Source organism: Nonomuraea rhodomycinica (genome assembly GCF_013363995.1).
Lineage (GTDB): Bacteria > Actinomycetota > Actinomycetes > Streptosporangiales > Streptosporangiaceae > Nonomuraea > Nonomuraea rhodomycinica.
Genome location: NZ_JABWGO010000007.1, coordinates 213,706 through 237,559 on the forward strand (window position 1 = coordinate 213,706; position 23,854 = coordinate 237,559).

Consider the following 23,854-nt stretch of genomic DNA (forward strand, 5'->3'; position numbering starts at 1 on the left):
AGGCCAGGCCATGACCACTCTGGAATCGCCTTCACGCCAGGGTGAGCGGGAGCCGGCCGCGCGATGCCCGAGGAGCGGCGCCGAGATGTCGGCGCCGCCGGTCCTGGGCGTGGACGACACCCCCGCCTTCCGGCTCAGCCCGTACACCTTCATCTCCGAACGGGCCAGGGAGCTCGGCACGGACGTCTTCGACACGCGGCTGCTCCTGCGGCCGACCACCTGCATGACCGGGCCCGAGGCGGCCAGGGTCTTCTACGGCGAGCGCCGGCTCGTCCGCCACGGGGCGGCGCCGCGCCGGCTGCTGCTGACGCTGTTCGGCCGGGGCGGGGTGCAGTCGCTGGACGGCGAGGCGCACGCCGTCCGCAAGGCGATGTTCATGTCGCTCATGACGCCCGAGGAGCGGGAGCGCATGCGCGAGCTGGCGGGGCGGGCGTGGCGGGAGCGGATCGGCCGCTGGGGCCGGATGCCGCGCGTCAACCTGTTCGAGGAGGTCAGCGAGCTGCTGTGCGAGGTGGCGTGCGCGTGGACGGGCGTGCGGCTCGACCGCAGGAGCATCCCGCACGCGACCGCGCGGCTGCTCGCGATGATCGAGGCGCCCGCCGCCGTCGGCCCGCGCTACCTGCGTGGCCGCACGGCGCGCGTGCAGGCCGAGAAGGGCATCGCCGAGCTGGTGAGACGGGTGCGCGAGCGGCCCGAGCGGTTCGCGGGCACCCCGCTGCAGGCCGTCGCGCTGCACCGCGACGCCGACGGCGCGCCGCTGGACCCGCGGGTGGCCGCCGTGGAGGTGCTGAACCTGCTGCGGCCGATCGTGGCCGTCGGCCGGTTCGTCACCTTCGCCGCCCTCGCCCTGCACGCCAACCCGCACTGCCACGAGCGGATCAGCTCCGGCGACGACGCCTACCTGGAGTACTTCGTCCAGGAGGTGCGGCGGTTCTACCCGTTCTTCCCGATGGTCGCCGCGAAGGTGGCCGAGCCGTTCGAGTGGAACGGCCATCGCTTCCCGAAGGGCCGTCGCGTCCTGCTCGACCTGCACGGCATCGACCACGACTCCCGGGTGTGGGAGGGGCCGGAGGAGTTCCGTCCCGAGCGGTTCGGCACGTGGGACGGCGGCGCCTTCGACTTCGTGCCGCAGGGCGGCGGCGACCACCACCGCGGCCACCGGTGCCCGGGCGAGTGGCTCACCGTGGACCTGATGAAGGTGGCGGTGACCGCGCTGACCCGCTGGATGTCGTACGGCGTGGTGCCGGAGCAGGACCTCAGCATGCCCCGCCGGCGCGCGCCCGCCCTGCCGGCCAGCGGCTTCGTCATCGACCGGGTGATCCCCGCCTAGCCGGGTGAGAGGGGTCGGTCCAGTAGGTGTCCATGATCGGCTCGTGCGCCATCAGCTCGCTGAACAGGTCCTCCCACAGCGGCATGACCGCCTCGGGCGCGTAGCCGCGGGCCGTGCGGGCGGCGCGCTCGCCGATCCGCAGCCGCAGCTCCCGGTCGCCCATGAGCCGGTCGAGCGCCGCGGCGAGCGCGCCGACGTCCTGCGGCGGCACGAGCAGCCCGTCGACCCCGGGCGTGACCACGTCGCCCGGCCCGGTCGGGCAGTCGAAGGCCGCGACCGGAAGGGCGTGCCCCATGGCCTCGATCATCACCATCGGCAGCCCCTCGAAGCGGGAGGACAGCGCGTAGATCGAGGCGCCGGCCAGCTCCTCGTCCATGTGGGCGGTCCGGCCCATCAGGCTGACCCGGCCGGTCAGGCCCTCGCTTTCGATGAGCTCGGCGAGCCGCTCCTTCTTCGGCCCGGAGCCGAAGATCCGCAGCCGCCACTCCGGGTGCCGCCGCGCCGCCTGCCCGAACGCGGGGATGAGCAGGTCGAAGCCCTTCTGCCAGACCAGCCGGCCGGCCGCCACCACGACCGGGTGCTCCTGCGCCGACCTGCGGCCCGCCGGGTGGACCGCGTTGGGGATGCGCACGATCGGCGTGCGCGGCAGCAGTTCGCGGTAGGCGAGCTGGTTGCCGCGCGTCAGCACCACCACGGCGTCGAACCGGTCGTAGTAGCGGGCGATGTCGGCGCGCACCGGCTCGGGGTAGGCGTCGAGGTTCATGTGGTCCTGCGCCACGCGCACGACGCCCTTGGCGGCGCGGCGGGCGGCGATGAGGTTCAGCGCCGGGCGGGTGGTCACCAGGACGCCGTCGCTCAGGGCGGAGACGTAGTCGACGACCGTCTTCTCCACGCGTTCGGTGAAGTATCCGGCGGCGAACTCGCCGGGCGGCACCAGCTTGCCCCGCAGCCGCCGCCACACCTTGCGGCCGAGCGAGTCGGCGGCCACCGACTCCCGCTGGTCGACCAGGGGGACGAGCCGCACCCGGGGGTCGAGCGCGAACTGCGGCTTGGCGCGGCGGCGCACGACGCTGGCGATCTCCACCTCGTGGCCGAGGGCGGCCATCGCGGAGGCCTGGTTGAACACCGTCCGGATCGTCCCGCCGACCCCGTAGGCGTGGAGCAGCACGTAGCGGATCTTCACAGGTAACCCCAGTCGCGGCACATGGGTCTCAGCACGTCGGGGATCTCCTCGGCGGCCGGCAGGCCGCGTCCCGGCTGGACGGTGCCCGAGCGGATCTTCTCCTGCCAGTCGCCGAGCCCCTTGCGGACCACGCCGGGCGTGCCGTACGCGAGCATCCCGGCCGCCCACGGCACGTCCAGGAACGCGCAGATCTCCCTGGTCACCCGCTCGGGGTCGGCGGTCAGGTCCTCGTAGCGGACGGTCAGGCCGTCGAGCGCCTTCCGGGCCCGCTGGACCGCCTTCATGTAGCGCAGCGCGTCGGCCGCGGCCTCCTCCGGGGTGCGCTTGCCCGCGCCCGCCTCGTACCAGGATGCCGCGATGGAGGCGGGGTGGCGCAGCAGGAAGACGAAGCGCGCGTCGGGCCAGCAGGTGGCGATCCGCTGGTGGGCGAAGGCGTTGGCGGGAGTCTTGTCCACGATGTACCGCTTGCCGCTCCGGGAGAGCTCCCGGTGCAGCACCCGGTCCCACAGCAGGTGCTCCAGGTCGGCCCGGTCGTGGCCGAGCTCCTCCATCGCCCTGCGCGCCAGCGGGGTGCCGAAGCCGACGCTCAGTCGCCGCACGTGCAGCTCGTGCGGGGCGTGCAGCTCGGGGTGCGCGTCGAGCATCGCGCGCAGCAGCGTGGAGCCGGACCGGACGGGGGACAGGATGAACACGGGCGCGGTCAGCAGGCGGTCGTGCGCGGGGTCGGCGGGCGGCCGGGGAGGGCTCTCCACCGGGTCGGAGGAGTCTTCCGGACGCGTGGGGGTGACGCGTTCGAAGCGGACGCCGGCGTACCTCCCGAGCGCGTCGTTGAGCTTTCGCTGCCAGGTCATGCCGTTGGAGGCTACCGAGCGTTCCTGGTAATTCCCTGTCAATGCCCTCGTCAGGGGCGGTACGGGCGTCCCGGCGGGAAGGTCTTTGACGCGATCGCGTCTATGTACCGTCCGCGACGGCGCCCTTACGTTCGGAGTCATGTGCGATCTGAACCCACAGGAAAGCCGTGACGTTCTCGACTCCCTGAGCGAGATCCGCGCACTGTCCGACCAGGTGGCCACGCACGCCTCGGCCATCGGGAAGAGCTCCTACATGGACCACGCCGGCCTCGCCGCGCTGCTGACCGAGCTGCGCGATCGCGCCGACGCGACCCGGGTGTGGGTGGAGGCCAAGCCGCACCAGCACGCCGCGCACCAAGGCCACTGACAGCACGGCCACTGACAGCACGGCCACTGGGCCGTCCAAGGCGTGCCGGTTCCGGCGGGGCGGCGGGGCCCTGCCGGAACCGGCCTTTTCCGGGTGGTCTCCCGGTCAGCAGGTCCTCATGGCGTGCGTGTGCGAGTGGACTTTCCGCGCCTTTCCCGTTCTGATGATCTCGCCGGTTCGTCCGGCGCGTGTTCGCGGAGCGAGGGGAAAGCCCATGGGACCTCGGCGTCCGGCGCGGCTCACACCTCGGTGGGCCGGTCGTAGCCCTCGGCCTCGCCGTGGACCCCGCGGTTCGGGTCCTGCTCCGGCTGGTTGGCCGGGTCCGTGGGCGACGGGTCGAACTCCTCGGCGAAGTCCGCGTCGTCGTACTCCTCGGGATTCTCCCGCCGGTCGGCGAGCGGCCGCTCGTCGGGCTGCGACATGGCTCCTCCTGCGCTCGGATGCTCCGCCCACGGCCGCGGGCCGGCGGGCGGCGGACATCGGGCCCCTGCCCGCGACGGGCGGGCTCATGTCGGCGGGCGCCCCGCCGGCGGCTCCGGGCGGCCGGTTACGGCCTTCCCTGTTCGCGAGATCCGGTCAATCAACCATGTGCCGGCATGACCGCCGCCGGGGAATTGGGCTCTAGGCGCGCATCAGATGCGGCGTTACCTTCCAGTGAGGCGGCATCGGGGGATCATGCCGCTTTTCCGCTGTGGAGGAGCCATATGCGCGTATCCATCATCAAAGGGGTCACCGCTGTCGTCGCGGCCCTCGCCCTGCCCCTGGCCGTCTCGGCTCCGGCGCAGGCCAAGGGGCTCGACGACGCCTTCGCCAAGCTGCTGATGAAGCAGGTCACGGGGGCGAACGTGCAGAAGCACCTGGCCGCGCTCCAGGGCATCGCCGACGCCAACGGGGGCACCCGCGCCGCGGGCACGCCCGGCTACGCCGCCTCGCGCGACTACGTGGCGGGCAAGCTGCGCAAGGCCGGCTACAAGGTCACGCTGAACCCGATCCACTTCGTCGAGAGCTGGACCGAGGACAGCCCGCCGACCCTGGAGCTGACCGCGCCGAGCCAGAAGACGTACGCACCGAACGACGACTTCTACACCTTCCAGCCCTCGCCGGCCGGCGAGGTCACCGCGCAGGTCCAGGGCGTGGACCTGACGCTGCCGCCGACCCCCACGCCGACCTCCACCAGCGGCTGCGAGGCGGCCGACTTCGACGGGTTCGTGGCCGGCCGGATCGCGCTGATCCAGCGGGGCACGTGCGCGTTCGCGCAGAAGATCCGTAACGCCGGGTTCGCCGGGGCGTCCGGCATCATCGTCTTCAACGAGGGCCAGCCCGGCCGCACCGACGCGTTCCCGCTGAACATCGGCGAGTGGCGGGCCGGGGTGCCCATGGTCTTCGCCGACTTCGCGGTCGGCAACGAGCTGGCCTCCACCCCGGGCGCGACCGTCCACCTCAAGGTGGACGCCACGCTCAAGCTCGGCACCGACCACAACGTCATCGCCGAGACGCGCTTCGGCGACCCGCGCAACGTCGTCATGCTCGGCGCCCACCTCGACAGCGTGACGGCCGGGCCGGGCATCAACGACAACGGCTCCGGCAGCGCGACCATCCTGGAGACCGCCCTGCGGATGGCGCACTACCCGGTGCGCAACAAGGTCCGGTTCGGGTTCTGGGCGGCCGAGGAGATCGGCCTGCTCGGCTCCGACCAGTACGTGGAGAACCTGACCGACGCCGAGCGCGACCGGATCCGGCTGTACCTGAACTTCGACATGGTGGCCTCGCCGAACTACGCCTACAAGCTGTACGACGGCGACGACTCCGACGCCACCGGCTCCCCGGCCGGCCCGCCCGGATCCGCCCAGATCGAGAAGCAGCTCGAGGCGTTCTACGACGCGCGAGGACTGGGCCACGTGGGCACCGACTTCGACGGCCGGTCCGACTACGGGCCGTTCATCGCGGTCGGCATCCCGTCCGGCGGCATCTTCACCGGCGCCGAGGGGATCAAGACGGCTCAGGAGGCCGCGGTGTTCGGCGGCACGGCCGGGACCGCCTACGACGCCTGCTACCACCAGGCGTGCGACACCACCGCCAACATCAACGCGACCGCGCTCGACGTCAACGCCGACGCGATCGCCGACTCCACCGCCCGCTACGCCTTCAACCTGAGCTCCATCCCGGAGCGGGCCGGCACCGCCGGCACCTCCCGGGTCGCCCTGCGCACCGCGAGCTGACCCTGTCCGTCCCGAGGGCGGTCGCCGTGAGGCGGCCGCCCTTTCGCGTGCCCGAGATCAGAGGCATAGCGGAAGGCGCGCCGTGGCGTCTGATGGAGGACATCCACATCTCTTGGAGGTGACCGTGGACCCCGCAGACGAGCGAGGTTTCCGCGAGTTCGTTGCCGCCCGCTCGCCCGCGCTGATGCGCCTCGGTTATCTGATCACCGGCGGTGACCAGTACGCCGCCGAGGACCTGGTGCAGGGCGCGCTGGCGAAGCTGGCTTCCCGGTGGCGGCGCGTCCAGGCGCCCGAGGCGTACGTCAGGCAGATCATGTACCGCCAGCACATCAGCTGGTGGCGCACGGCGGCCCGGCGCGGCGAGGTCGTCCAGGCCGCGCCGCCCGAGCTGCCCGGCGAGGACCGCACCCACCAGAGCGAGCTGCGCATGGTGCTGCGCTCCGCGCTGGCCCGGCTCACCCCGCGCCAGCGCACCATGCTCGTGCTGCGGTACTTCGAGGACCTGCCCGACCACCAGGTCGCCCGCGAACTCGGCTGCTCCGTCGGAACGGTACGCAGCACCACCCACCGATCCCTCGCCCGGCTGCGCGAGATCGCTCCCGAGCTCGCCGAGGAACTGGAGGCCGTCCGATGACCCGACTGCTGCGCGACACCCTGGAGGAGTGGGCCGGCGAGGCCCGGGTGCCGCACGACCTGGCCGACCGGGCGCTCGGCGTCCGGCGTCCGGCACGGGCGCCGCGGGGGCGCGTCCGGCCGTGGGCGCTGGTCGCGGGCGCGGTCGCCCTGGCCACGGGGGTGACGGCCGCGCTCGTCGTCCCGGGGGCGGGCGTGCAGGACCGCGGGGCCACCGTACGGCCCGCGACGGGGCTGACGCTCCCGGAGCGGCCGTCGCCCGCGCCGACAGACATCCGCACGTACACCGAGGGACGGCCGCCGCGCACGCTCATCGCGGCGGGGAACGTCGCGGTGTCCGCCTACTGGACGACCGCCACGGAGAAGGCGTCGGCGAAGCTCCAGCGCTTCCGGCGGACGTGGTGGCTGTACGACCCCAGGAACGACGGCTACGAGAAGACCGACTGGACCTGGGTGGACGTCGCCCCCGGGCTCCGGACCGCCGCCGCGATCTCGGGCGGCCTGCTGGGCAGACAGATCGTGATCGTGGACATGGCGACGCGCAGGAACCTGTCGGTCATCGGCCTGGAGCACGACGCCGGCTCACTCGTCTGGTCGCCGGACGGCACCAAGCTCCTGGTCACCACCTACTCCGACTATCCCGATCAGTGGAAGGGGTCGTCGGACTCTCCCGACTGGCACATCAACGGCGGAGGGCATCGCACCGGCTACTACCTCATCGACGTCACCACGGGCGAGAAGGAGTACCACCCGCTGCCCGCGCTGTCCGACATGATGGACGCCCCGGCGGGCAGCGGCCCGGGCAACAGCAACAGCCGCCAGGACCTCGGATGGAGCCTGGACGGCTCGCTGATCTGGGCCCCCACCAACACCACGCCCGACCGGCTCTTCTACACCCTGGACGGCAAGCGCCACGACCCGCCCGCCGACCGGTACATCCCCTACACCGGCACGACCGCTCTGTCGCCCGACGGGAAGCTGGTCATCGGCCCGCGGCAGTCCGGGCTGCCCACGGAGATCACGGACGCGGAGTCGGGAAAGGTCGTCGGCCGGCAGAGGGTGCTCCAGCTCCTCGCCTGGGCCGACGACGACAACGTGGTCGCGCTGGGCTGCGCCCGCGAGTGCGACGACGAGTTCGACAACGGGCTCGTGCTCGTCAGCGTGGACGGGACCAGGACCACCCAGCTCGCCGCCACCGGCAAGAGCGACGGCGAGGACTCCTGGCGCTGGGTCCTCACGCCCCGCTGACCTGCGCACACGTCCCACAGAGGCTTGGACGCCGCGTTCCGGGGCACCTGGAAGGTCGTCTTCGGGCGATTTGAGGAGGTTCCGGTGACCACTGTGGAGAACGCCGGGCGGCAGGCCCGCACGATGGCGCGGCGGGCGGCCGACCATCCGATGCTCGACCGGCTGGCCAGGGTGGGCCTGGCCTGCCGGGGGGTGCTGTACGCGCTCATCGGGGTGCTGGCGGTGCAGATCGCTCTCGGCAGCGGGGACAAGCAGGCCGACAAGGGCGGCGCGATGACCACGATCGCGAGCCTGCCGTTCGGCTCGGTGCTGCTGTGGATCATGGTCGTCGGCTTCGCCGGGCTGGCCCTCTGGCAGGCGTCCGAGGCGCTGTTCGGCGGGCTCAGGATCACCAAGGACCGCGTCGAGGCGGCGTTCCGCGCCGTCGTGTACGCGCTGATCGTCGGCTCCCTGCTGACCCTGCTGCTGTCCGGGAAGCCCGGCTCGGACGACAAGAAGTCGCAGGACGTCACCGCCAAGCTGCTCGACCTGCCGGGCGGCCAGTTCATCGTCGGCCTGATCGGGCTCGCCATCATCGGGCTCGGCGGCTACTGGATCTACCAGGGGTGGAAGAAGAAGTTCCGCGAGGAGCTGGACCAGGGCCGCATGTCGCCCAACGCGCGCAAGCTCATGGACCGCCTGGGCACGGCCGGCTACGTGGCGCGCGGCGCCATCGCCGCCCTCGCGGGCGTGTTCGTGGTGCAGGCGGCGATCACCTACGACCCGGACAAGGCGGGCGGCATCGACGCCACCCTGCGGGCCTTCGCCGACACCCCGGTCGGGCCGTGGCTGCTCGTGGTGGTGGCCCTCGGGCTGCTGCTGTTCGCCGGCTACTGCTTCGGCGAGTCGCGCTGGCGCCGCACCTGACATCCGTCGCGTACGGACCTGCGGCCGGGCCGGGGTCAGCCGTAGAGGACCGAGAGGAACCTGACCAGCACGGCCTCCCGCTGAGCCGCCGGGAGGGCGTCGAGGACGGTGTTCACCACGGCCATCTCCGGCTGGCCCCGGCCCGGCCGCAGGTCCACGCCCACGGAGGCGGCCAGTTCGGCGAACGTCGCGTCGTCCAGCGCCGCCAGGTCGAGCCCGGCGACCAGCTCCACCAGCCCCTCGGGCAGCACGACGGGGCCACGCAGCCGGGCCGCCTCCGCCGACTCGGCGATCACCTTGAGCATCGCCTCCACCCCGGCCCGGGTCACCCCGGTCACGGTGACGTGCAGGTTGGCCGGGATCCCCGCGTACGACAGCTGGGGCTGCAGGAACCAGCCGCGCGCCCGCGCCTCGTCGGCCAGCACGAACACGTCCACCTCGCCGCCCACGGAGGCGAAGGAGACCAGCGCCGAGTCCGGCTCGCCGAGCACCCGCAGGCCCGGGACGCGGGCGATGCCCTCGCGCAGTGCCGCCGCCGCCTCCAGCGTGGCGCGGCCCAGCTCCAGGTAGCCCTCCCGGCCGAGCGCCCGCAGCGTCGCCCAGGCGCCGGCCAGCGGCCCGGCGGAGCGGGAGCTCTGCACGGTCGCGTTGATGACGGTGTAGCCCGGCCAGGCCGCCGAGGCGAAGTACGCCGCGCGGCGCATCGCCGGGTCGGCGAACAGCACGACGGAGGCGCCCTTCGGGGCGTAGCCGAACTTGTGCAGGTCGCACGAGAGCGAGGTCACGCCCGGCACCGACAGGTCGAACGGCGGCACGCGCGCCCCGGCCTCGCGCAGCCACGGCAGCAGCCACCCGCCCACGCACGCGTCCACGTGGCAGGGGACGCCCGCGGCGGCGGCCACGGCGGCGATCTCCGCCACCGGGTCGATCACCCCCTGGGGATAGGACGGGGCCGAGGCCACGACGAGCACGGTGTCGGCCGTGAGCGCCGCCTCGACGTCCGCCGCCCGCGCCCGGTACGTGCCCAGGTCCACCGGCACCGGCCGCACGCGCACGCCCAGGTAGTGGGCCGCCTTGTGGAAGGCCGGATGGGCGGTGACCGGCACGACCATCTCCGGCCGCTCCCGGCCGGCCAGGTCGCGGGCCGCCTTCACCGCCAGCATGACCGACTCGGTGCCGCCGCTGGTGAAGATGCCGTGGCCGCCGCCGAGCAGGTCCGCCACCGCGCCCACGACCTGCCGCTCCATCTCCACCACGCTCGGGAAGGCGGTCGGGTCGAGGCTGTTGACCTCCAGCATCTCGACGTACGCGCGGGTCGCCGCCTCGTGGACCTCGAGGCGGCCGGTGTCGTAGACGTACGCGGTCACCTGGCCGCCGCGTACGGGCAGGTCGTGCTCCTTGAGGCGGGCGACCTCGGCCAGCAGCTCCTCGGCCGTGCTCCCCGTGACGGGCAGGTTCACGCGGCCGAATGTAGATCCGTCCGTACGGAACGGTCAATCGGCGGCGGGGACCGGAGGCGCCTCCGCGCGCGTGCGCAGCCGGTGGACCCGCCGGTCGCCGCCCCAGCGGACGATCGCCTCCTGGTCGGCGAAGGCCAGCGCGCGCATCATGTTGCCGCCGTCGGCCGCCTCCACCGTGCGGCGCAGCCGCCGCCGCAGCGGCTCCGTCAGCCGGTCCGTGCCGGCCTCCACCGCGTCGCCGTAGTGCGGGGCGTAGGAGACACCCGCGAAGCCGGTACGGCTCAGCAGCGTGCGCAGCGTCTCGGCCGAGTAGAACATCAGGTGGTTCTTGGTGAAGCCGCTCCACGTCGGGCCGTACGCCTTGAGCAGCAGCGAGCGGGCGTTCACCGTCAGCACGAGCAGCACGCCGCCCGGCGCCAGCAGCCGCCTGAAGAGCGAGAAGTCCGACAACGGCCGCGGCAGGTGGGCGAGCACCGACCACAGCGTGATCACGTCGAAGCCGCCCTCCGCGATCTCCGGCACGTCCTCCGGCGCCCCGAAGTACGCCCGCGCCCGGGTCAGCCGCGCGTTGGCCTGCTCCACCGAGTCGGGCGACAGGTCCACCCCGTACGCCTCGAAGCCCCGCTGCTCGGCCAGTTCGAGGAACAGCCCGGCGCCGCAGCCGAAGTCGAGCAGCCGCCGGCCCCGCCCGTCGCTGAACACCGGCGCGAACGCGTCCATCGTCAGGCGGTAGCGGCGCTGCCGGTTGGCCGCGTAGTCGCCGGTCAGGAAGCCGCTGTAGCCGGTGGCGTACAGGTCGCCGAGATGCTCGGGACGCACGTTCGGGTTGCGGTACAGGAAGCCGCACGACGGGCAGCGGACGACCCGGTAGCTCCACCCGTCGCCGTTGGCCGGCCGGAACAGCGGCTGCTGGCGCGACTGCCCGCACATCAGGCAGCTCACGAACTCCTCGATCGCGCCGAGCGGCGTGCGCGCCGCGTAGTCCGCGAGCGGCACCACCGGCGCGCGCCGCAGCCGCCCGCGCCACTGCGCCTCGCGCACCAGCCGCTCGCCGGGACGCACGTAGACGCGCTGAGTCCAGTGGACACGGTCGTAGCGGGAACCGTAGACGATCCGGCTGATCAGCCGCCGCGCGGAAACCATGGCAACACCTCGAAAAAGAGCGGAATGCCGGGGATTTGCCCTCGTCTGTGAGCGGCTACGCCCTTGCCCGGGTCAAGACGGGGTTCCCGATGCCCCTGCGTGAGGTGTGGTGAGCAGGGGAGCGGCCGGGGCCGCGGTGCCGTGCGTGAGGCCGTGCGCCTCGGCCCAGGCGTCGAGCCTGCGGATGGCGGCGTGGTCGGGGCCGCCCGCCGGGGCGCTCATGAGCACGATCGCCTGCTCGCCGTCGTCCACGCAGGTGAGGACCTGCCAGTCCACGCTGAACCGGCCCGCCACCGGGTGGTCGAGGCGGCTGCTGCCCGAGGTGCGCATGGTCACCAGGTGCTGGACCCACCAGGTGCGGAAGTCCTGGTCCCGTACGGACAGCTCGCCCACGAGCTCCCGCAGCCGGGGCGCGTCGCACGCCACGCCGGCCGCCAGCCGCAGCGCCGACACGGCCTCCTGCGCGCGCTCGCGCCAGTCCACGAGCATGGAGCGGACGTACGGGTCGAGGAACGTCATCCGCACGTAGTTGCGGTGCCCGGGCTCCATCGCGGCCAGGTCGCCGAGCAGCGCGACGGCCAGCCGGTTCCAGGCGAGGACGTCCAAGTAGCGGCTCAGGACCAGGGCGGGGGTGTCGGCGAGGTTGGCCAGCAGGCGCTCCACCTGAGGGCTCACCCGCGGGGCCGAGCCGCCGCGGCGCTCGGCCTCGTCGGGGTGCGCGAGCTGGATGAGGTGGCGCTGCTGGTCGTCGTTGAGCATCAGGGCGCGGCCGATGGCGTGCAGCACCGGCCGGGAGGCGGTGCGGACGCGGCCCTGTTCGAGGCGCGTGTAGTAGTCGATGCTGATGCCGGCGAGCTGGGCCACCTCTTCCCGGCGCAGACCGGGCACGCGTCGCGGGTAGCCGGTCTCCGGCAGGCCCACGTCCGCCGCGGTGATCAGGGAGCGCCGGGCGCACAGGAAGTCGCCCAGCGGCCCTCTCGGGCTCGCGTCCGGTGGTCGCATCACCGGGATTATGGCATCTATACGGAGCTTTCACCGGGGAAAACCGTTCCTCGGAACGACGCATCCTTCCAGGTCAGCGCGGTAGCCGCCAAGCTTTGACGTGGAGGGGGGAGGGGGCCGGCCGCCGCTGACCGGGAGGGAATCCGCAGCGGCCGGCCCCTTTCGTTGGGACCTGTCCTGATTCGTCTCGGCACGGGTTCAGAGGCCGGCGGTTCGGAGGCGGGCGGTTCAGAGGCGGGCGGCGGCGCGGAACGCCGGCTGGGCGGCGCCGTACACGTGCGGGTCGTACGGGCTCTCCGCGACCGGGCGGGCCAGCAGGAGCTGCGCGGGCACCGCCCTGAGCAGCGCGGCCGTCCGCACGGCGGGCGCGAGCGTCAGCGCGAACAGCGCGCCCACGGCCGTGTTGAACATCACGAACGTCGCCGTGCCGGTGCCCAGGCCGAGAAGCTGCGGCAGGCCGCCGTCCACGCCCGGGATCCCGGCGATGATCCAGCCGTACAGCGGGAATGTCAGCCCGGCGACGGCGCCCGCCCACCACACGGTGGTGATGACGAACGCGACCACGGCGAACGGGAGCGCCACGACGGCGTGCAGCAGGTCCAGCCACGCCTGGGGGCCGGCCAGCGGGTTCAGCGTCCGCCGCCACCGGCCCGCGTCCGCCGGCGGGCCGGCGTACTCCGGCCGGCCGACCGGGCGGCGCAGGACGTCGGCGAGCGACTCCCGCTCGCTCTCGGCGAAGCCGCGCGCGAGGACGGCGGTGCCGGCCAGCACGGGAAGGCCGACGACGGCGACCGCGCCGCCGAGCCCGGCCGCGACACCGGCCACGACCAGCCCGAAGGAGGCGATCGAGGCCGGCAGGCCCATGAAGGTGTAGCGGGTGTCGGTGGCGATGCGGTGCCGGAGGTTCGTCATGACGAGAACGCTACGGAGCCGGACGGCGCCGGACGATGCCGCCGGCAGGTCAGCCGGGGGTAGGGACAGCCCTACCTCCACGCGCATGGCGCGGCGCTGCCCCCGCACGCAGGCCGAGCGGTCAGCGCATCGCCTGGCGGATGACGTCGCGGATGCGGTCGACCATCGCGACGGGCGTGCCGACCAGGAGGTTCATGGTGGCCGACTCCACGCCGGGGTGCGGGTGGGTGGGGGCCAGCGCCTCGGCGGCCTTGACTCCGGCGGCCATCGCGCGGCGCTCGGCGGGCCCGGTCTCGGCGCGCAGCCTGACGAACTCGTACCTCTCCTCGCTGCGGGCGTGCGCGGTGACGGCGGCGCGCAGCAGCGTGAGCCGCTCCAGGAAGTCGGGGGCGTCGGGGCCCGCCTCCTCCAGTCGCTGGAGGAGCTCCTTGGCCTGCCGCTCCTCGGCCAGCCGGTCGTCCACCACGGCCTCGCCGCCGTCGACGACCTTGCGGACGTACGGGTGGACGATCTCCTCCTCGGCCGTCTCGTGCACGGCCAGCATGCGCACCAGGCGGGTGAAGGCGGGCCCGCGCTCCTGCGGGGCCGCCTGCTCGACGTCGTCGAACATGTCCCTGATCATCGCGTGCTGCGCGAGGAGGAGGTCGATGACGTCCTTCTCCTCCATGGTCTCCGGCCGGCGCGAGCTGTCGGTCATGTCGGTCTCCTTTTCGGCTACGCCGCCGTCTACCCGGGGGGCCGGGGGCCACGCGCGCCATGACCGATTCCGGAGGGCGTCACGAGCAGGTCGTGAAAGTTTCACGCGGGACGCCAGGTGAGGCCGGAAGCATCCCGGCGCCGAGCCGCTTCTCGTTGACATTCGGCCGCCGGCTCGCACAATCCTGCTTGGGAGCGCTCCCATTTCGCGCTGCCCCGAAAATCCAGGAGGTGAGGCCGCCCCCGAACCGTGTGACCGTTCCATGACACCATCCCGCCCGGATGGCAGGGACGCGGCCGGCCGTGAGACCTCCCCCTTCTCCGCCGGCCGCGTCCTTCACGTCGTCGCGCGCCCCACGCTCAGCGGGCCGCCTGCAGCCGCTCGAACCGTTCGCGGGCCGCCTCGATCACCCCCTCGTCCGCGAACTCCTCGAACGCCTCCTCGTGGTAGCGCTCCGGGACGATCTCCCTGACCCGGTCCGGATAGCCCGGGCCCGGCTCGGGCACCCTGACCCACGGCGTGCCGCCCAGCCGGACCGCGATCGGGCCGGAGGCGCGGACCGACATGGCCCAGTTCGTCCCCGCGCCCGTCACCGCGCACATGTGCCGGGCGTACACCCACCGCACCTGCGAGACCGCGCGGGCGTCCGGCGGGTCGAAGCCGAACGGCTCCACCGCGCACACCACCTGCCCGGCGTCCTCGCCGAAGTCGTGGCCGTGCTCGTGGTGCTCGGCCGGTGTCGACCGTTCGAGCAGGGCGGTCACCTGGCCGGCGAGGCCTCGCTCCAGGTCGCGCCGGCCCGCCTGCTGGACGCCCAGCACCACGCTCACCCCGGCGAGCAGGACGAGGGCCGCGGCGACCGCCGCCACGGCCCCCTTCCGCCGGGTCAGGACCACGCCGCCCGCCCCGGGCCGGGCGTCGCCTACGGGCTCGTGCACGTCAGCGCGGGAGCCGGGTCGGGGGCGGTGCCGGTCGCGTTGAACCCGAACGCGGTGCTGGAGTTCGCCGCTATCTGCGCGTTGTGGGTCGCGTTCCTGACCGTCACGTCGGGCGGCTGCGAGGACAGCACGCCGTTCCACGGCTGGCCCTCGAAGCCCTGGCCGCCGGAGTAGGTCCACTTGACCGTCCAGCCGTTCAGCGGGGTGGAGCCGGGGTTGCGGACCGTCACCTCGGCCTGGAAGTGGCCCGCCCACCCGGGCGTGGCGATGGTGCGCCACGTGGCGGTGCAGGCGCCGGAGGAGGTCGGGGTCACGGTCGGGGTCACGGTGGGCGTGACGGTCGGGGTGACCGTGGGCGTCACGGTGGGCGTGACGGTCGGGGTCGTGCCGGGCGACTGGCCGTTCGGGCCGACGCCGGTGACCTCGCCGTTGCCGCCGTCGAAGACCACGTCGGAGCAGCTGTAGAAGTTCTCCTGGCTGTCGGAGCGGATCCAGTGGATGAACAGGATGTGGCGCCCGCTCTTGCCGGACGGGAGCTGGACGTTCCAGTAGTAGTAGTTCAGGCCGCCCGTCCCGCCGGACTGCGGCGGGTTGGCCACGCTGCCGAACGACTCCAGGTCGGACCACTTGAGCGGAGCGTTGGGGTTCCAGCCGTTCTTGGTGATGTAGTACACGAACGATCCGGGATGCGCCGCCCAGTTGCTGTGCCGGACCTGGATCGTCGCCCCGGAGGTCAGGTGGGTGAGCGGCCAGTCGGAGCGGACCGCGTTGTAGGCGGTGAAGTCGTACGGCCCGCCCTGGCCGCCGCTGCAGATCTGGCCGTCCGGGATGAACCCCGACGTGCGGCCGCCGCCGTCGGAGCGCAGCACCGCGAACCAGTTGTAGAGCGGGGTCGTGCCGCTCTGCGCGACCGCCGCCGCGCAGGCCGGGTTGTAGGGGATGATCTGCCCGTTCTCGCGCAGGCCGTCCTGCCAGCACAGGAACGTGCGCGCGCCGGGGAACATCGTGACGCCGTGGGCCTGCGCCTGCTGCGGCGACAACGCCACCAGCAGGCTCGTGACCAGGGCCACGGCGGTCGCGGCCACCAGGGCCGCCGACCGGATCGGTCTCATGGAGGAGTCCCTTGTTCGAGCGAAAGAGGAACCCGTCCACGACCCGCCCCGCCCGGCGGCATCCGTGTGTGCGCATTGAAACACGGCGTCGCGGGCCCGGCAACGCGCGCTGAAACTTTCAGCCGGCGCCCGTCGCGCGCCGGCGCGCGACGGGACCGCTCAGGCGCCCTACCGGACCGTTCGGGCCGCTCAGGAGCTGCTGTAGCGGGCGTCGCGGGCGGCGGCGGCGAGCGCGGCGGCCCGGGCGGCCTCGGTCGGCGTGAACGGCAGGCCGGGACGTCGCAGCAGCAGCGCCCGCTCCGGGTGCACGGAGACCACCATCGTGCTGTTCGGCTCGGACTCGTCCGCCACGGTCTCGCCCGGGCGGCGCCACTCGACCTCGGGGGCGCGCAGCAGCTCGCCCATCGCCTGGGGAAGCTGCCCGGGGTCGTCGTGCACCCGGCGGGCCAGCAGCAGGCCCTGGACGCCGGGGTCGGTGAGGTCCTCGACCCGGGCGGGGACGACGAACACGTCCAGTCCGCCCGCGGCGGCGAGCGCGGCGCGCAGCGCCTCCGGCCCCAGCCCCGTGGGCGCCTCCACGACGAACTCGTCCAGGGCGTCGCAGCCCGCCGGCGTGATGGCACTGCTGCCGGTGGGCGCGATGTGCAGGGACAGGATGTTGCACCCCAGACGGCCGAACGCGCCCGCCACCTCCGCGAGGCGGCCGGGCCGCTCGACCACGCGCATCCGGATCCGCCACAGGCTCATGACGGTCCCGGCGCCGCCCTCGGGCAGGGGCCCGCCGGACCCTCTCGCGCCCCGCCGCCCGGCTCCGGGCGGCGGGCCGCCGTGCAGCCGCTTGTGGACGGCCGAGCCGACGACCAGCGCGGCCCCGAGGCCCACCAGCACGAACGGGCCCGGCTCCGTGTGGCCCAGGAGCGTGGCGAGCAGGTGGGCCAGGCCGACCGCCAGGAACAGCGCGGCGACCTCGACGGCCTCCCGCCGCCAGGAGCGCGCGTGCCGCGGGCGGCCGGGATCGGTACGCGGGCGGATCGCCCTGGGTGCATCGCTCATGGCCGCCAGTCTCACCACCGGCTGTTACGCGGCCACGATCCGTGGCATTGCGGCGGCATTAAACCGCGTGCACCAGGTGACCTCCGTGTGACGTCACGCGGGCCCCGCGCTCAGGCGGCCGACGGGACGTCGCCGGGCCGCCACATCGGCCAGAACGTCGCGCCGTCCGGCAGCGCGAACGTCTCGCGCGGCAGGTAACCGTGCCGCAGGTACAGGTCGCGGCTGCGCGGGCTGCTCGCCTCCAGGTACGCGGGCAGCCCGCCGAGCCGGGCGTGGTGGTGGCGCAGCAGCGCGCTGCCGAGCCCCCGGCCCTGCCGCGACGGGTGCACCGCCAGGAACGCCAGGTGGTGGTGCGGCTCGTCCGGATGGTGCTTGTCGAACAGCGAATCCAGCAGCAGGAAGCGCTCCAGCCACGGCCCGGCGGCCGCGGCGAGCCGCTGCTCGTAGTGGGGCGGCTCGGGCAGCGGCCCCACGCGCGGGAACCAGACGGCCGCGGCGGGCGCGTCGTCGATCAGGTCGATCTCGCCGTGCCGGGCGGCGTGCTCGACCAGGATCCGGAAGTCGGCGGTCATGATCTCGTGCCGTCCGCTCGGCTCGGGCACGAGGTACGACACGGCGGCCAGGGGCGCGAACGCCGTGGCGATCAGCTCCGCGACGCGCGGCACGTCGTGGGCGCCGGCACGGCGGATGACCGGGGTACGGGGGAACGAGGTCATGGGGGCTCCTCAGCGGGCGAGGTCGTGGACGGTAGCGGCCTTGGCGCCCAGGCCGACCCGGGAGTAGACGGCCGGCTGCCCGGAGCGCAGCACCATGGCCCAGACCAGGCCCACCACGGCCGCGACGCCGTACACGGAGGGCAGGATCCAGGCCAGCGGATCGCCCTCGGGCACGCCGAGCACGGTCGAGAAGTTGCTCACCGCGAGCACGACCATGACGGCCAGCGCCGCCGCGGCCGGCACGGGCGCGACCAGCCGCCGCCAGACGTCCTCGCCGCTCGGCTCGCGGGAGAAGAACGCGATGACCGCGATCGAGGTGGTGAGGACCAGGAGCAGCACGCCGAAGCCGCCGAAGGTGCCGCCGTAGAAGAACAGCTGCACCAGCGGGTCCAGGCCCAGCGCCGCGTACCCGACGATCACCAGCAGGCCCAGCGCGCTCTGCGCGATCGAGCCGGCCTTCGGCGCGCCGGTGCGCGGCCGGGTGCGGCCGAACACGGCGGGCAGCACGCGCTCGCGGCCGAGGGCGAAGAAGTAGCGGGCCGTGGTGTTGTGGAAGGAGATCATCGCGGCGAACAGGCTGGTGACGAAGAGCGCCCGCGCGATGTCCACCACGGCGGGGCCGAGCCGCGAGGCGGCGATGACGAAGATGGTCTCGGCGCCGTCGCGGCGGGCGACCTCGGCGATGTGCGCGGGCCCGGTGGCGAGCGTCATCGCCCAGGCGGACAGCGCGTACAGGCCGGCGATGATGGCGATCGAGGCGTACGTGGCGGCCGGCACCGTACGGCGCGGGTCGCGGCTCTCCTCGGAGAAGACCACGGCCGACTCGAACCCCACGAAGCCCAGCGTGGCGATGATCAGCAGCGCGCCGGCTCCCGGCACGAACAGCGCCCCGGGCGACAGGGTCTCCAGCGAGAGGCCGGCCGGCGCGGGCCCGGCGACGTCGGCCACGTCGAACAGCAGGATCACCGCGACCTCGGCCGTGAGCAGGACGGCGAGCAGCCGGCCGTTGACGTCGATCCGCATCACCCCGAGCACCGACACCAGCGCCCACGCCACCAGCGACAGCGACCACCAGGGCGGCGAGACGCCGGTCCACCGCTCGACGAGGGGCGTGGCCGCCGCGCCGAACGCGCCGTACAGGCCCACCTGGAGCGCGTTGTACGCGATCAGCGCCACCCAGGCCGCGGCGATGCCGGCCGGGCGGCCGAGGCCCCGGCTGATGTAGGTGTAGAAGGCTCCGGCGTTGGCCATGTGGCGGGCCATCGCGACGTACCCGACGGCGAAGAGGGCGAGCACGGCGCCCACGGCCAGGAAGGCGACGGGCAGGCCGGTGATGCCGGTGACCGCGTACGCGGTGGTGACGACGCCGGCGACCACGGTCAGCGGGGCCGCGGCCGAGAGCACGAAGTAGACCACCGACGGCGCGCCGAGCCGGTCGGCGGCCAGCGCTCCGGCGATCGGATCCGGCCGGGTGGGTGAGGGGGCGACGGGCATCCGGTACCTCTCTGGGGGGTCAGAACGGGTTCGGGACGGGTCAGGTGCGGTAGGTGAGCACGGCGTCGCCGACCGCCGCGCTGACGTGGCGGCTCAGGTCGCTCAGCGGCTGGGGCATGGCGGCGAGCACGGCGGCCAGGTAGCGGTGCGCGGTGGGCCGGTGGTCGGGGTCCTCGACGACGGTGTCGGTCATGCCGCAGGCGTCCACGAGCGCGGCCAGCAGCATGTCGTACGGGTTCAGCGGCTGACGGCGGACCAGCGAGAGGCGCAGCCGGGTGGACGGCCAGACGGCGGATCCGAACTCCGTGGCGAAATAGCGACTCTGTTTGTGTTTCAACAATTTAGGCGTCACACATTCCAGCAGCCCGACGGCCAGCAATCGGCCGGTGACGTCGTCGAGGGAGCGTTGCGCCAGGTACGCCAGCCACGTGCGCACCTCGGTGTGCTGGGGGGAATTCACGATATCGGCGAGGATCGCGTCGGCCACCCTCTCGCGCAGCGGGAGACGGTCGAGGAGCCGGAGCCGCGTGCCGCTCACGGTGAGCCGGTTCTCCAGGACGAGCTCGCCGATCAGCGCCCCGGCCAGGCCCAGCGTCAATCCCTGGAGGTACAGGCGCGGCTTGCCGGTGCCGGTCGTGTCCCACGCGACGAGGAAGAAATCATCGGCCAGCAACCGAATCGGTTCGCTCACTATCGTCCTTAATGGATGGCCGGTTCATGAAATCGCGTGCGGGTGGCGCGAAAATGTTTATCAAGAACGTCATCTCTCCGGCTAGGCCCCCTTTATCGATGGGTCCTGCCCTTGGACGCATTAATGCTCTATATGACGATTTATCCGCCTTATTGAAGATCGTCACCTTGTCCTCTGGCGTCCCAGAGGACACAGGCGTCGAGCGACCCTTGTCGTGGGTCAGATGGTGGAGCCGCCGTCCATCACCAGGTCGTGGCCCACGGTGAAGCCCGCCTCCGGGGAGGCGATCCAGAGGATCCCGGACGCCGCCTCCTCCAGCGCGCCCACCCGCCCGATGGGCAGCAGCTCCCGCATGCGGGCGGCTCGGTCGGCCTCCGTCTCGCCCGGGCGCAGGGACATCGTCGTGTCGTGCGGCCCCGGGCTGACGGCGTTGATCCGGATCCCGTCCCGGATGTACTCCAGCGCCGCCGTCCGCGTCAGCGCGGTCACCGCCGCCTTGCTCGCCGCGTACGCGCCCAGGCCGGGGATGCGCTTGTGGGCGCCGATCTGCGAGGAGACGTTGACGATGACCCCGCCTCCGGCCGTGAGCATGTGGGCGATCTCGTACTTCATGGACAGCATCACGCCGGTGGTGTTGACCGCGAGCGTGCGGGCCCAGTCGGCCTCGTCGATCTCGCCCGCTCGGCCCATCGTGAGGACGCCGGCGTTGTTGACGGCGACGTCCAGCTTCCCGTACGCCGCGACGGCCTCGGCCACCAGCCGCTCCACGTCGGCGGCGCGGGTCACGTCGGCCGTGACCGCCGTGGCCGTGCCGCCCGCCTCCTCGGCCAGCTTCACGGTCTGCTCCAGCGGCTCCCTGTTCCGCCCGGCGACCACGACGCGCGCCCCCTCGCGGGCGAAGGCGAGCGCGGTGGCCCGGCCGATGCCGGAGCCGGCGCCGGTGACCAGCGTGACCTTGTCGGCGAACCTCATGATGAACCTCTTTCTTCGCTGCCCGCCGCCTCGCGGCGGGCATTCAATTAGACCGAACGTTCCAGATAGCGGGCATGCCGAAGAGCGCTCGGCGGGTCACAGCAGGCTGAGGGCGTGGGCCGCCGCGTCGCGCATCCTCGCCGGGTCCGGTGACGCCTTGCCCATGACCCGCATGCCCTGGAGTACCACGACGAGGAAGCGGGCCAGCGCCCGCGGGTCCTTGTCCGCCGCCAGCTCGCCCTGCGCCCGCGCCCGGATGAGCGCCGAGGTCAGGGCCGTCTCCAGGCCGTCCCAGTTGCGGTCGACGAACCGGCACACCTCCTCGTCGCGGGGCAGCAGCTCGGCCGCCGCGTTGACGATCATGCAGCCGCGCTTGCCCTCCTCGGAGGACGACTGCCGGGCGAACGTCTCGACGAGCCGCCGGACGGCCGGCAGCGCGGGCCCGGGCTGGGACAGCAGCTCGACCGGCGACGGGTTCTGCAGCTGCGTGAAGCGCTCCAGCGCCTTCATGTAGAGCTCGTGCTTGCCCCCGAAGGTCGCGTACAGGCTCGCCCGGCCGATGCCGAGCCGTTCGACCAGGTCGGCCATCGACGTCGACTCGTACCCGCGCTCCCAGAACAACTCCAGCGCCGCGTCGAGCGCCGCGCCGGGGTCGAACTCCTTGCTCCTGGCCATGTCCGCGACCCTACTCCTTTCTGGAACGAGTGGTCAATTTTCTCCGGACCGGAGTGCGGAAGCGCCTTGTCGCCGGGGGAGAAGAACGTTTTAATACCCCCTGGCGCGGCCCCGCGTCCCCACGAACGCGTCCCCGCGAGGAGCACCCTTTGATCGTCTACGGCGGCGACTGGAACCCTGAGCAGTGGCCCGAGGAGACCTGGGCCGAGGACGTCGCCCTCATGCGCGAGGCCGGGGTCAACCGGGTCAGCGTCGGCATCTTCTCGTGGTCGTTCCTGGAGCCCGAGGAGGGCCGCTTCGACTTCGGCCTGCTCGACAAGGCCATGGACCTGCTGGCCGAGAACGGCGTGCAGGCGTGCCTGGCCACGCCGACGGCCGCGCCGCCCCCCTGGTTCGGGCACACGTACCCGGAGGCGCTGCCCGTCGACGCCGACGGCCGCAGGCTGTCCCACGGCAGCAGGCAGGGCTTCTGCCCCAGCTCGCCGATCTACCGGGAGCGGGCGCTGCGCGTCGCCGAGCAGGTGGCCCTGCGCTACCGCGACCACCCGGCGCTGGCCATCTGGCACATCCACAACGAGTACGGCTGCCACAACGTCCGCTGCTACTGCGACGCCTCCGCCGCCGCCTTCCGCGTCTGGCTGCGCGAGCGCTACGGCACGCTCGACGCCCTCAACGACGCCTGGGGCACCGCCTTCTGGTCCCAGCGCTACAGCGCCTGGGAGCAGATCCTGCCGCCCCGGGCGACGCCCACCTTCACCAACCCGGGCCAGCAGCTCGACTACCGCAGGTTCTGCTCCGACGCGGTGCTCGACCTCTACCGGGCCGAGCGCGACCTGCTCGCCCGCCTGACCCCCGGCGTCCCCGCCACCACCAACCTCATGGCCGGGATGCACTGGGAGATGGACTACTGGACGTACGCCCCCGAGATGGACCCCGTCTCCTCGGACCACTACCTCATCGGCGAGGACCCCCACATCCACCTCGCCTTCTCCGCCGACTTCGCCCGCTCGCTCAACCGCGGCCGGCCGTGGCTGCTGATGGAGCACTCCACCAGCGCGGTCAACTGGCAGGGCCACAACCCCGCCAAGCGCCCCGGCGAGCTGCTGCGCAACTCCGTCCAGCACCTCGCCAGGGGAGCGGACGCGATCATGTTCTTCCAGTGGCGGGCCTCCCGCGCGGGGGCCGAGAAGTGGCACTCGGGGATGGTCCCGCACGCGGGCACCGACACCAAGATCTGGCGGGAGGTCAAGGCCCTCGGCGCGCTGCTGACGGACCTGGCCGAGGTCGAGGGCAGCACGGTCGCGGCCGGCGCGGCGATCCTGCTCGACTACGCCAGCATCTGGGCGGAGGACCACCCGGCCCAGCCGACCGAGCACCGCGACCCGGTGGAGATCATCCGCCAGTGGTACGGCGCGCTCTGGAAGGCGGGCGTCACCTGCGACGTCGCCCATCCCGAGGGCGACCTGTCCCGGTACCGGCTGGTCGTCGTCCCCGCCCTCTACCTGATCAGCGACGCCGGAGCGGCGAACGTCGAGCGGTTCGCGGCGGCCGGCGGCACCGTGCTCGTCGCGCCGTACAGCGGGATCGTGGACGAGCACGACCGGGTGCGGCTGGGCGGCTACCCGGGCGCGTTCCGCGACCTGCTCGGGGTGACGGTCGAGGAGTTCTTCCCGCTCGCGCCAGGGGAGCCGGTGACGGTCGCGGGCGGCGGCACGGGCACGGTGTGGAGCGAGCTCGCGCACGCCACCACGGCCAAGGTCCTCGACACGTACGCCTCCGGTGAGCCGGCCTGGACCCGCAACACCTGGGGTGACGGCACCGCCCACTACCTGACCACGCTGCCCGACGGCGACCTGCTGGGGCGCGTGGTGGCCGAGGTCTGCGCGGACGCCGGCCTGGCCACCACGTCCCACCCCGGGGTCGAGCTCGTACGGCGGGCGCACCCCGACGGCCGCTCGTACCTGTTCGCGATCAACCACACGGAGGCCGCGGCGGCGGTCGCGGCCACGGGCGTCGCGCTGCCCGGCGGCCGGCCGGTGGACGGCGAGCTCACGATCCCCTCGGGGGAGTTCCGCGTGGTCCGCGAGAGCGCCCCGCCCGCCTGACCCGCGCGGACCCGCGCCACGACGCCCCGCGCCGTCCTGACGGCGCGGGGCGTCCGGTTCTTGACCGTTCCCTGGCCTCTCTCTACCTACGTACCTACGTCTAGGTACCGAAATAGGGATTTATCCCGTCGTTCGGTTGCCCCGCAC

Annotated in this window: 23 protein-coding genes; 7 read left to right on the forward strand and 16 right to left on the reverse strand. The window is 73.1% G+C overall.

The genetic code is table 11. The features are described 5' to 3' along the window. Positions 1-10 precede the first annotated feature (10 nt). On the forward strand, positions 11-1,330 hold the full coding sequence (locus tag HT134_RS27180; protein WP_217708402.1) for a cytochrome P450: 1,320 nt from the start codon (positions 11-13) through the stop codon (positions 1,328-1,330). Here HT134_RS27180 and HT134_RS27185 read toward each other — a convergent pair. Both HT134_RS27185 and HT134_RS27190 read right to left on the reverse strand, forming a co-directional pair. Next, positions 1,305-2,513 (reverse strand): glycosyltransferase family 4 protein, encoded by a 1,209-nt coding sequence (locus HT134_RS27185; RefSeq protein ID WP_175603294.1) that lies wholly within the window; start codon positions 2,511-2,513, stop codon positions 1,305-1,307. The genes HT134_RS27180 and HT134_RS27185 overlap by 26 nt on opposite strands. Next, positions 2,510-3,364, reverse strand: a complete 855-nt coding sequence (locus tag HT134_RS27190) for a sulfotransferase family protein (RefSeq protein ID WP_175603295.1) — start codon at positions 3,362-3,364, stop codon at positions 2,510-2,512. The genes HT134_RS27185 and HT134_RS27190 overlap by 4 nt, the downstream gene beginning before the upstream one ends. Before the next feature lie 139 nt (positions 3,365-3,503). Here HT134_RS27190 and HT134_RS27195 point away from each other — a divergent pair, with 139 nt between their 5' ends. Next, on the forward strand, positions 3,504-3,731 hold the full coding sequence (locus HT134_RS27195; protein ID WP_175603296.1) for a hypothetical protein: 228 nt from the start codon (positions 3,504-3,506) through the stop codon (positions 3,729-3,731). 239 nt (positions 3,732-3,970) lie between these two features. Here the strand turns inward: HT134_RS27195 and HT134_RS27200 are convergent, their stop codons facing one another. Further along, the gene (locus HT134_RS27200) at positions 3,971-4,153 is read right to left on the reverse strand and encodes a hypothetical protein (RefSeq protein WP_175603297.1); all 183 of its coding nucleotides are present in this window, start codon (positions 4,151-4,153) and stop codon (positions 3,971-3,973) included. 282 nt (positions 4,154-4,435) lie between these two features. On the opposite strand from HT134_RS27200, the gene HT134_RS27205 reads away from it, so the two are divergent. From HT134_RS27205 to HT134_RS27220, 4 genes are all read left to right on the forward strand, one after another. Then, positions 4,436-5,950 (forward strand): M28 family metallopeptidase, encoded by a 1,515-nt coding sequence (locus HT134_RS27205; protein WP_175603298.1) that lies wholly within the window; start codon positions 4,436-4,438, stop codon positions 5,948-5,950. Between the two features lie 124 nt (positions 5,951-6,074). Then, positions 6,075-6,584 carry a SigE family RNA polymerase sigma factor gene (locus tag HT134_RS27210; RefSeq protein ID WP_175603299.1) on the forward strand — a complete coding sequence of 170 codons (510 nt, stop codon included), beginning with the start codon at positions 6,075-6,077 and terminating at the stop codon, positions 6,582-6,584. After that, positions 6,581-7,831, forward strand: coding sequence for a hypothetical protein (locus HT134_RS27215; RefSeq protein WP_175603300.1), 1,251 nt, complete (start codon positions 6,581-6,583; stop codon positions 7,829-7,831). The genes HT134_RS27210 and HT134_RS27215 overlap by 4 nt, the downstream gene beginning before the upstream one ends. An 84-nt stretch (positions 7,832-7,915) precedes the next feature. Continuing rightward, positions 7,916-8,737, forward strand: a complete 822-nt coding sequence (locus HT134_RS27220; RefSeq protein ID WP_312888467.1) for a DUF1206 domain-containing protein — start codon at positions 7,916-7,918, stop codon at positions 8,735-8,737. Between the two features lie 35 nt (positions 8,738-8,772). On the opposite strand, the gene HT134_RS27225 is transcribed toward HT134_RS27220, so the two are convergent. From HT134_RS27225 to HT134_RS27285, 13 genes are all read right to left on the reverse strand, one after another. Next, positions 8,773-10,197 carry a pyridoxal phosphate-dependent decarboxylase family protein gene (locus HT134_RS27225; RefSeq protein WP_175603301.1) on the reverse strand — a complete coding sequence of 475 codons (1,425 nt, stop codon included), beginning with the start codon at positions 10,195-10,197 and terminating at the stop codon, positions 8,773-8,775. Positions 10,198-10,230: 33 nt separating this feature from the next. Further along, positions 10,231-11,340, reverse strand: a complete 1,110-nt coding sequence (locus tag HT134_RS27230) for a class I SAM-dependent methyltransferase (protein WP_175603302.1) — start codon at positions 11,338-11,340, stop codon at positions 10,231-10,233. Between the two features lie 72 nt (positions 11,341-11,412). Further along, positions 11,413-12,342 carry a helix-turn-helix transcriptional regulator gene (locus tag HT134_RS27235; protein WP_175603303.1) on the reverse strand — a complete coding sequence of 310 codons (930 nt, stop codon included), beginning with the start codon at positions 12,340-12,342 and terminating at the stop codon, positions 11,413-11,415. A gap of 228 nt (positions 12,343-12,570) precedes the next feature. Then, complete coding sequence (locus tag HT134_RS27240; RefSeq protein ID WP_175603304.1) at positions 12,571-13,254, reverse strand: sensor domain-containing protein; 684 nt, start codon at positions 13,252-13,254, stop codon at positions 12,571-12,573. Positions 13,255-13,375: 121 nt separating this feature from the next. Further along, positions 13,376-13,951: a hemerythrin domain-containing protein gene (locus tag HT134_RS27245; protein WP_246365517.1), complete on the reverse strand. Its 576-nt coding sequence runs from the start codon at positions 13,949-13,951 to the stop codon at positions 13,376-13,378. A gap of 359 nt (positions 13,952-14,310) precedes the next feature. Beyond that, positions 14,311-14,889 carry a hypothetical protein gene (locus tag HT134_RS27250; RefSeq protein WP_175603305.1) on the reverse strand — a complete coding sequence of 193 codons (579 nt, stop codon included), beginning with the start codon at positions 14,887-14,889 and terminating at the stop codon, positions 14,311-14,313. Continuing rightward, positions 14,874-16,001 carry a lytic polysaccharide monooxygenase gene (locus tag HT134_RS27255; RefSeq protein WP_175603306.1) on the reverse strand — a complete coding sequence of 376 codons (1,128 nt, stop codon included), beginning with the start codon at positions 15,999-16,001 and terminating at the stop codon, positions 14,874-14,876. The genes HT134_RS27250 and HT134_RS27255 overlap by 16 nt, the downstream gene beginning before the upstream one ends. A 189-nt stretch (positions 16,002-16,190) precedes the next feature. Then, a complete protein-coding gene (locus tag HT134_RS27260) occupies positions 16,191-17,054 on the reverse strand; it encodes an ACT domain-containing protein (RefSeq protein WP_175603307.1) in 864 nt (287 codons plus the stop codon). Positions 17,055-17,164: 110 nt separating this feature from the next. After that, positions 17,165-17,770 carry a GNAT family N-acetyltransferase gene (locus tag HT134_RS27265; RefSeq protein WP_175603308.1) on the reverse strand — a complete coding sequence of 202 codons (606 nt, stop codon included), beginning with the start codon at positions 17,768-17,770 and terminating at the stop codon, positions 17,165-17,167. 9 nt (positions 17,771-17,779) lie between these two features. After that, a complete protein-coding gene (locus tag HT134_RS27270; RefSeq protein WP_175603309.1) occupies positions 17,780-19,264 on the reverse strand; it encodes an APC family permease in 1,485 nt (494 codons plus the stop codon). 40 nt (positions 19,265-19,304) lie between these two features. Next, positions 19,305-19,955 (reverse strand): GOLPH3/VPS74 family protein, encoded by a 651-nt coding sequence (locus tag HT134_RS27275; RefSeq protein WP_175603310.1) that lies wholly within the window; start codon positions 19,953-19,955, stop codon positions 19,305-19,307. Between the two features lie 219 nt (positions 19,956-20,174). After that, positions 20,175-20,927 carry an SDR family NAD(P)-dependent oxidoreductase gene (locus tag HT134_RS27280; RefSeq protein WP_175603311.1) on the reverse strand — a complete coding sequence of 251 codons (753 nt, stop codon included), beginning with the start codon at positions 20,925-20,927 and terminating at the stop codon, positions 20,175-20,177. A gap of 96 nt (positions 20,928-21,023) precedes the next feature. Beyond that, a complete protein-coding gene (locus HT134_RS27285) occupies positions 21,024-21,602 on the reverse strand; it encodes a TetR/AcrR family transcriptional regulator (protein WP_175603312.1) in 579 nt (192 codons plus the stop codon). 149 nt (positions 21,603-21,751) lie between these two features. On the opposite strand from HT134_RS27285, the gene HT134_RS27290 reads away from it, so the two are divergent. Next, entirely contained in the window at positions 21,752-23,707 is a 1,956-nt protein-coding gene (locus HT134_RS27290; protein ID WP_217708404.1) for a beta-galactosidase, read from the forward strand. The last annotated feature ends 147 nt before the right edge of the window (positions 23,708-23,854 follow it).

Excerpts from the sequence above, each read along its gene's own strand:
- HT134_RS27180 (WP_217708402.1), top strand. The coding sequence starts at position 11 with ATGACCACTCTGGAATCGCCTTCACGCCAGGGTGAGCGGGAGCCGGCC.
- HT134_RS27190 (WP_175603295.1), bottom strand. The coding sequence starts at position 3,364 with ATGACCTGGCAGCGAAAGCTCAACGACGCGCTCGGGAGGTACGCCGGC.
- HT134_RS27195 (WP_175603296.1), top strand. The coding sequence starts at position 3,504 with ATGTGCGATCTGAACCCACAGGAAAGCCGTGACGTTCTCGACTCCCTG.
- HT134_RS27200 (WP_175603297.1), bottom strand. The coding sequence starts at position 4,153 with ATGTCGCAGCCCGACGAGCGGCCGCTCGCCGACCGGCGGGAGAATCCC.
- HT134_RS27205 (WP_175603298.1), top strand. The coding sequence starts at position 4,436 with ATGCGCGTATCCATCATCAAAGGGGTCACCGCTGTCGTCGCGGCCCTC.
- HT134_RS27215 (WP_175603300.1), top strand. The coding sequence starts at position 6,581 with ATGACCCGACTGCTGCGCGACACCCTGGAGGAGTGGGCCGGCGAGGCC.
- HT134_RS27230 (WP_175603302.1), bottom strand. The coding sequence starts at position 11,340 with ATGGTTTCCGCGCGGCGGCTGATCAGCCGGATCGTCTACGGTTCCCGC.
- HT134_RS27235 (WP_175603303.1), bottom strand. The coding sequence starts at position 12,342 with ATGCGACCACCGGACGCGAGCCCGAGAGGGCCGCTGGGCGACTTCCTG.
- HT134_RS27240 (WP_175603304.1), bottom strand. The coding sequence starts at position 13,254 with ATGACGAACCTCCGGCACCGCATCGCCACCGACACCCGCTACACCTTC.
- HT134_RS27245 (WP_246365517.1), bottom strand. The coding sequence starts at position 13,951 with ATGACCGACAGCTCGCGCCGGCCGGAGACCATGGAGGAGAAGGACGTC.
- HT134_RS27255 (WP_175603306.1), bottom strand. The coding sequence starts at position 16,001 with ATGAGACCGATCCGGTCGGCGGCCCTGGTGGCCGCGACCGCCGTGGCC.
- HT134_RS27260 (WP_175603307.1), bottom strand. The coding sequence starts at position 17,054 with ATGAGCGATGCACCCAGGGCGATCCGCCCGCGTACCGATCCCGGCCGC.
- HT134_RS27265 (WP_175603308.1), bottom strand. The coding sequence starts at position 17,770 with ATGACCTCGTTCCCCCGTACCCCGGTCATCCGCCGTGCCGGCGCCCAC.
- HT134_RS27270 (WP_175603309.1), bottom strand. The coding sequence starts at position 19,264 with ATGCCCGTCGCCCCCTCACCCACCCGGCCGGATCCGATCGCCGGAGCG.
- HT134_RS27280 (WP_175603311.1), bottom strand. The coding sequence starts at position 20,927 with ATGAGGTTCGCCGACAAGGTCACGCTGGTCACCGGCGCCGGCTCCGGC.
- HT134_RS27285 (WP_175603312.1), bottom strand. The coding sequence starts at position 21,602 with ATGGCCAGGAGCAAGGAGTTCGACCCCGGCGCGGCGCTCGACGCGGCG.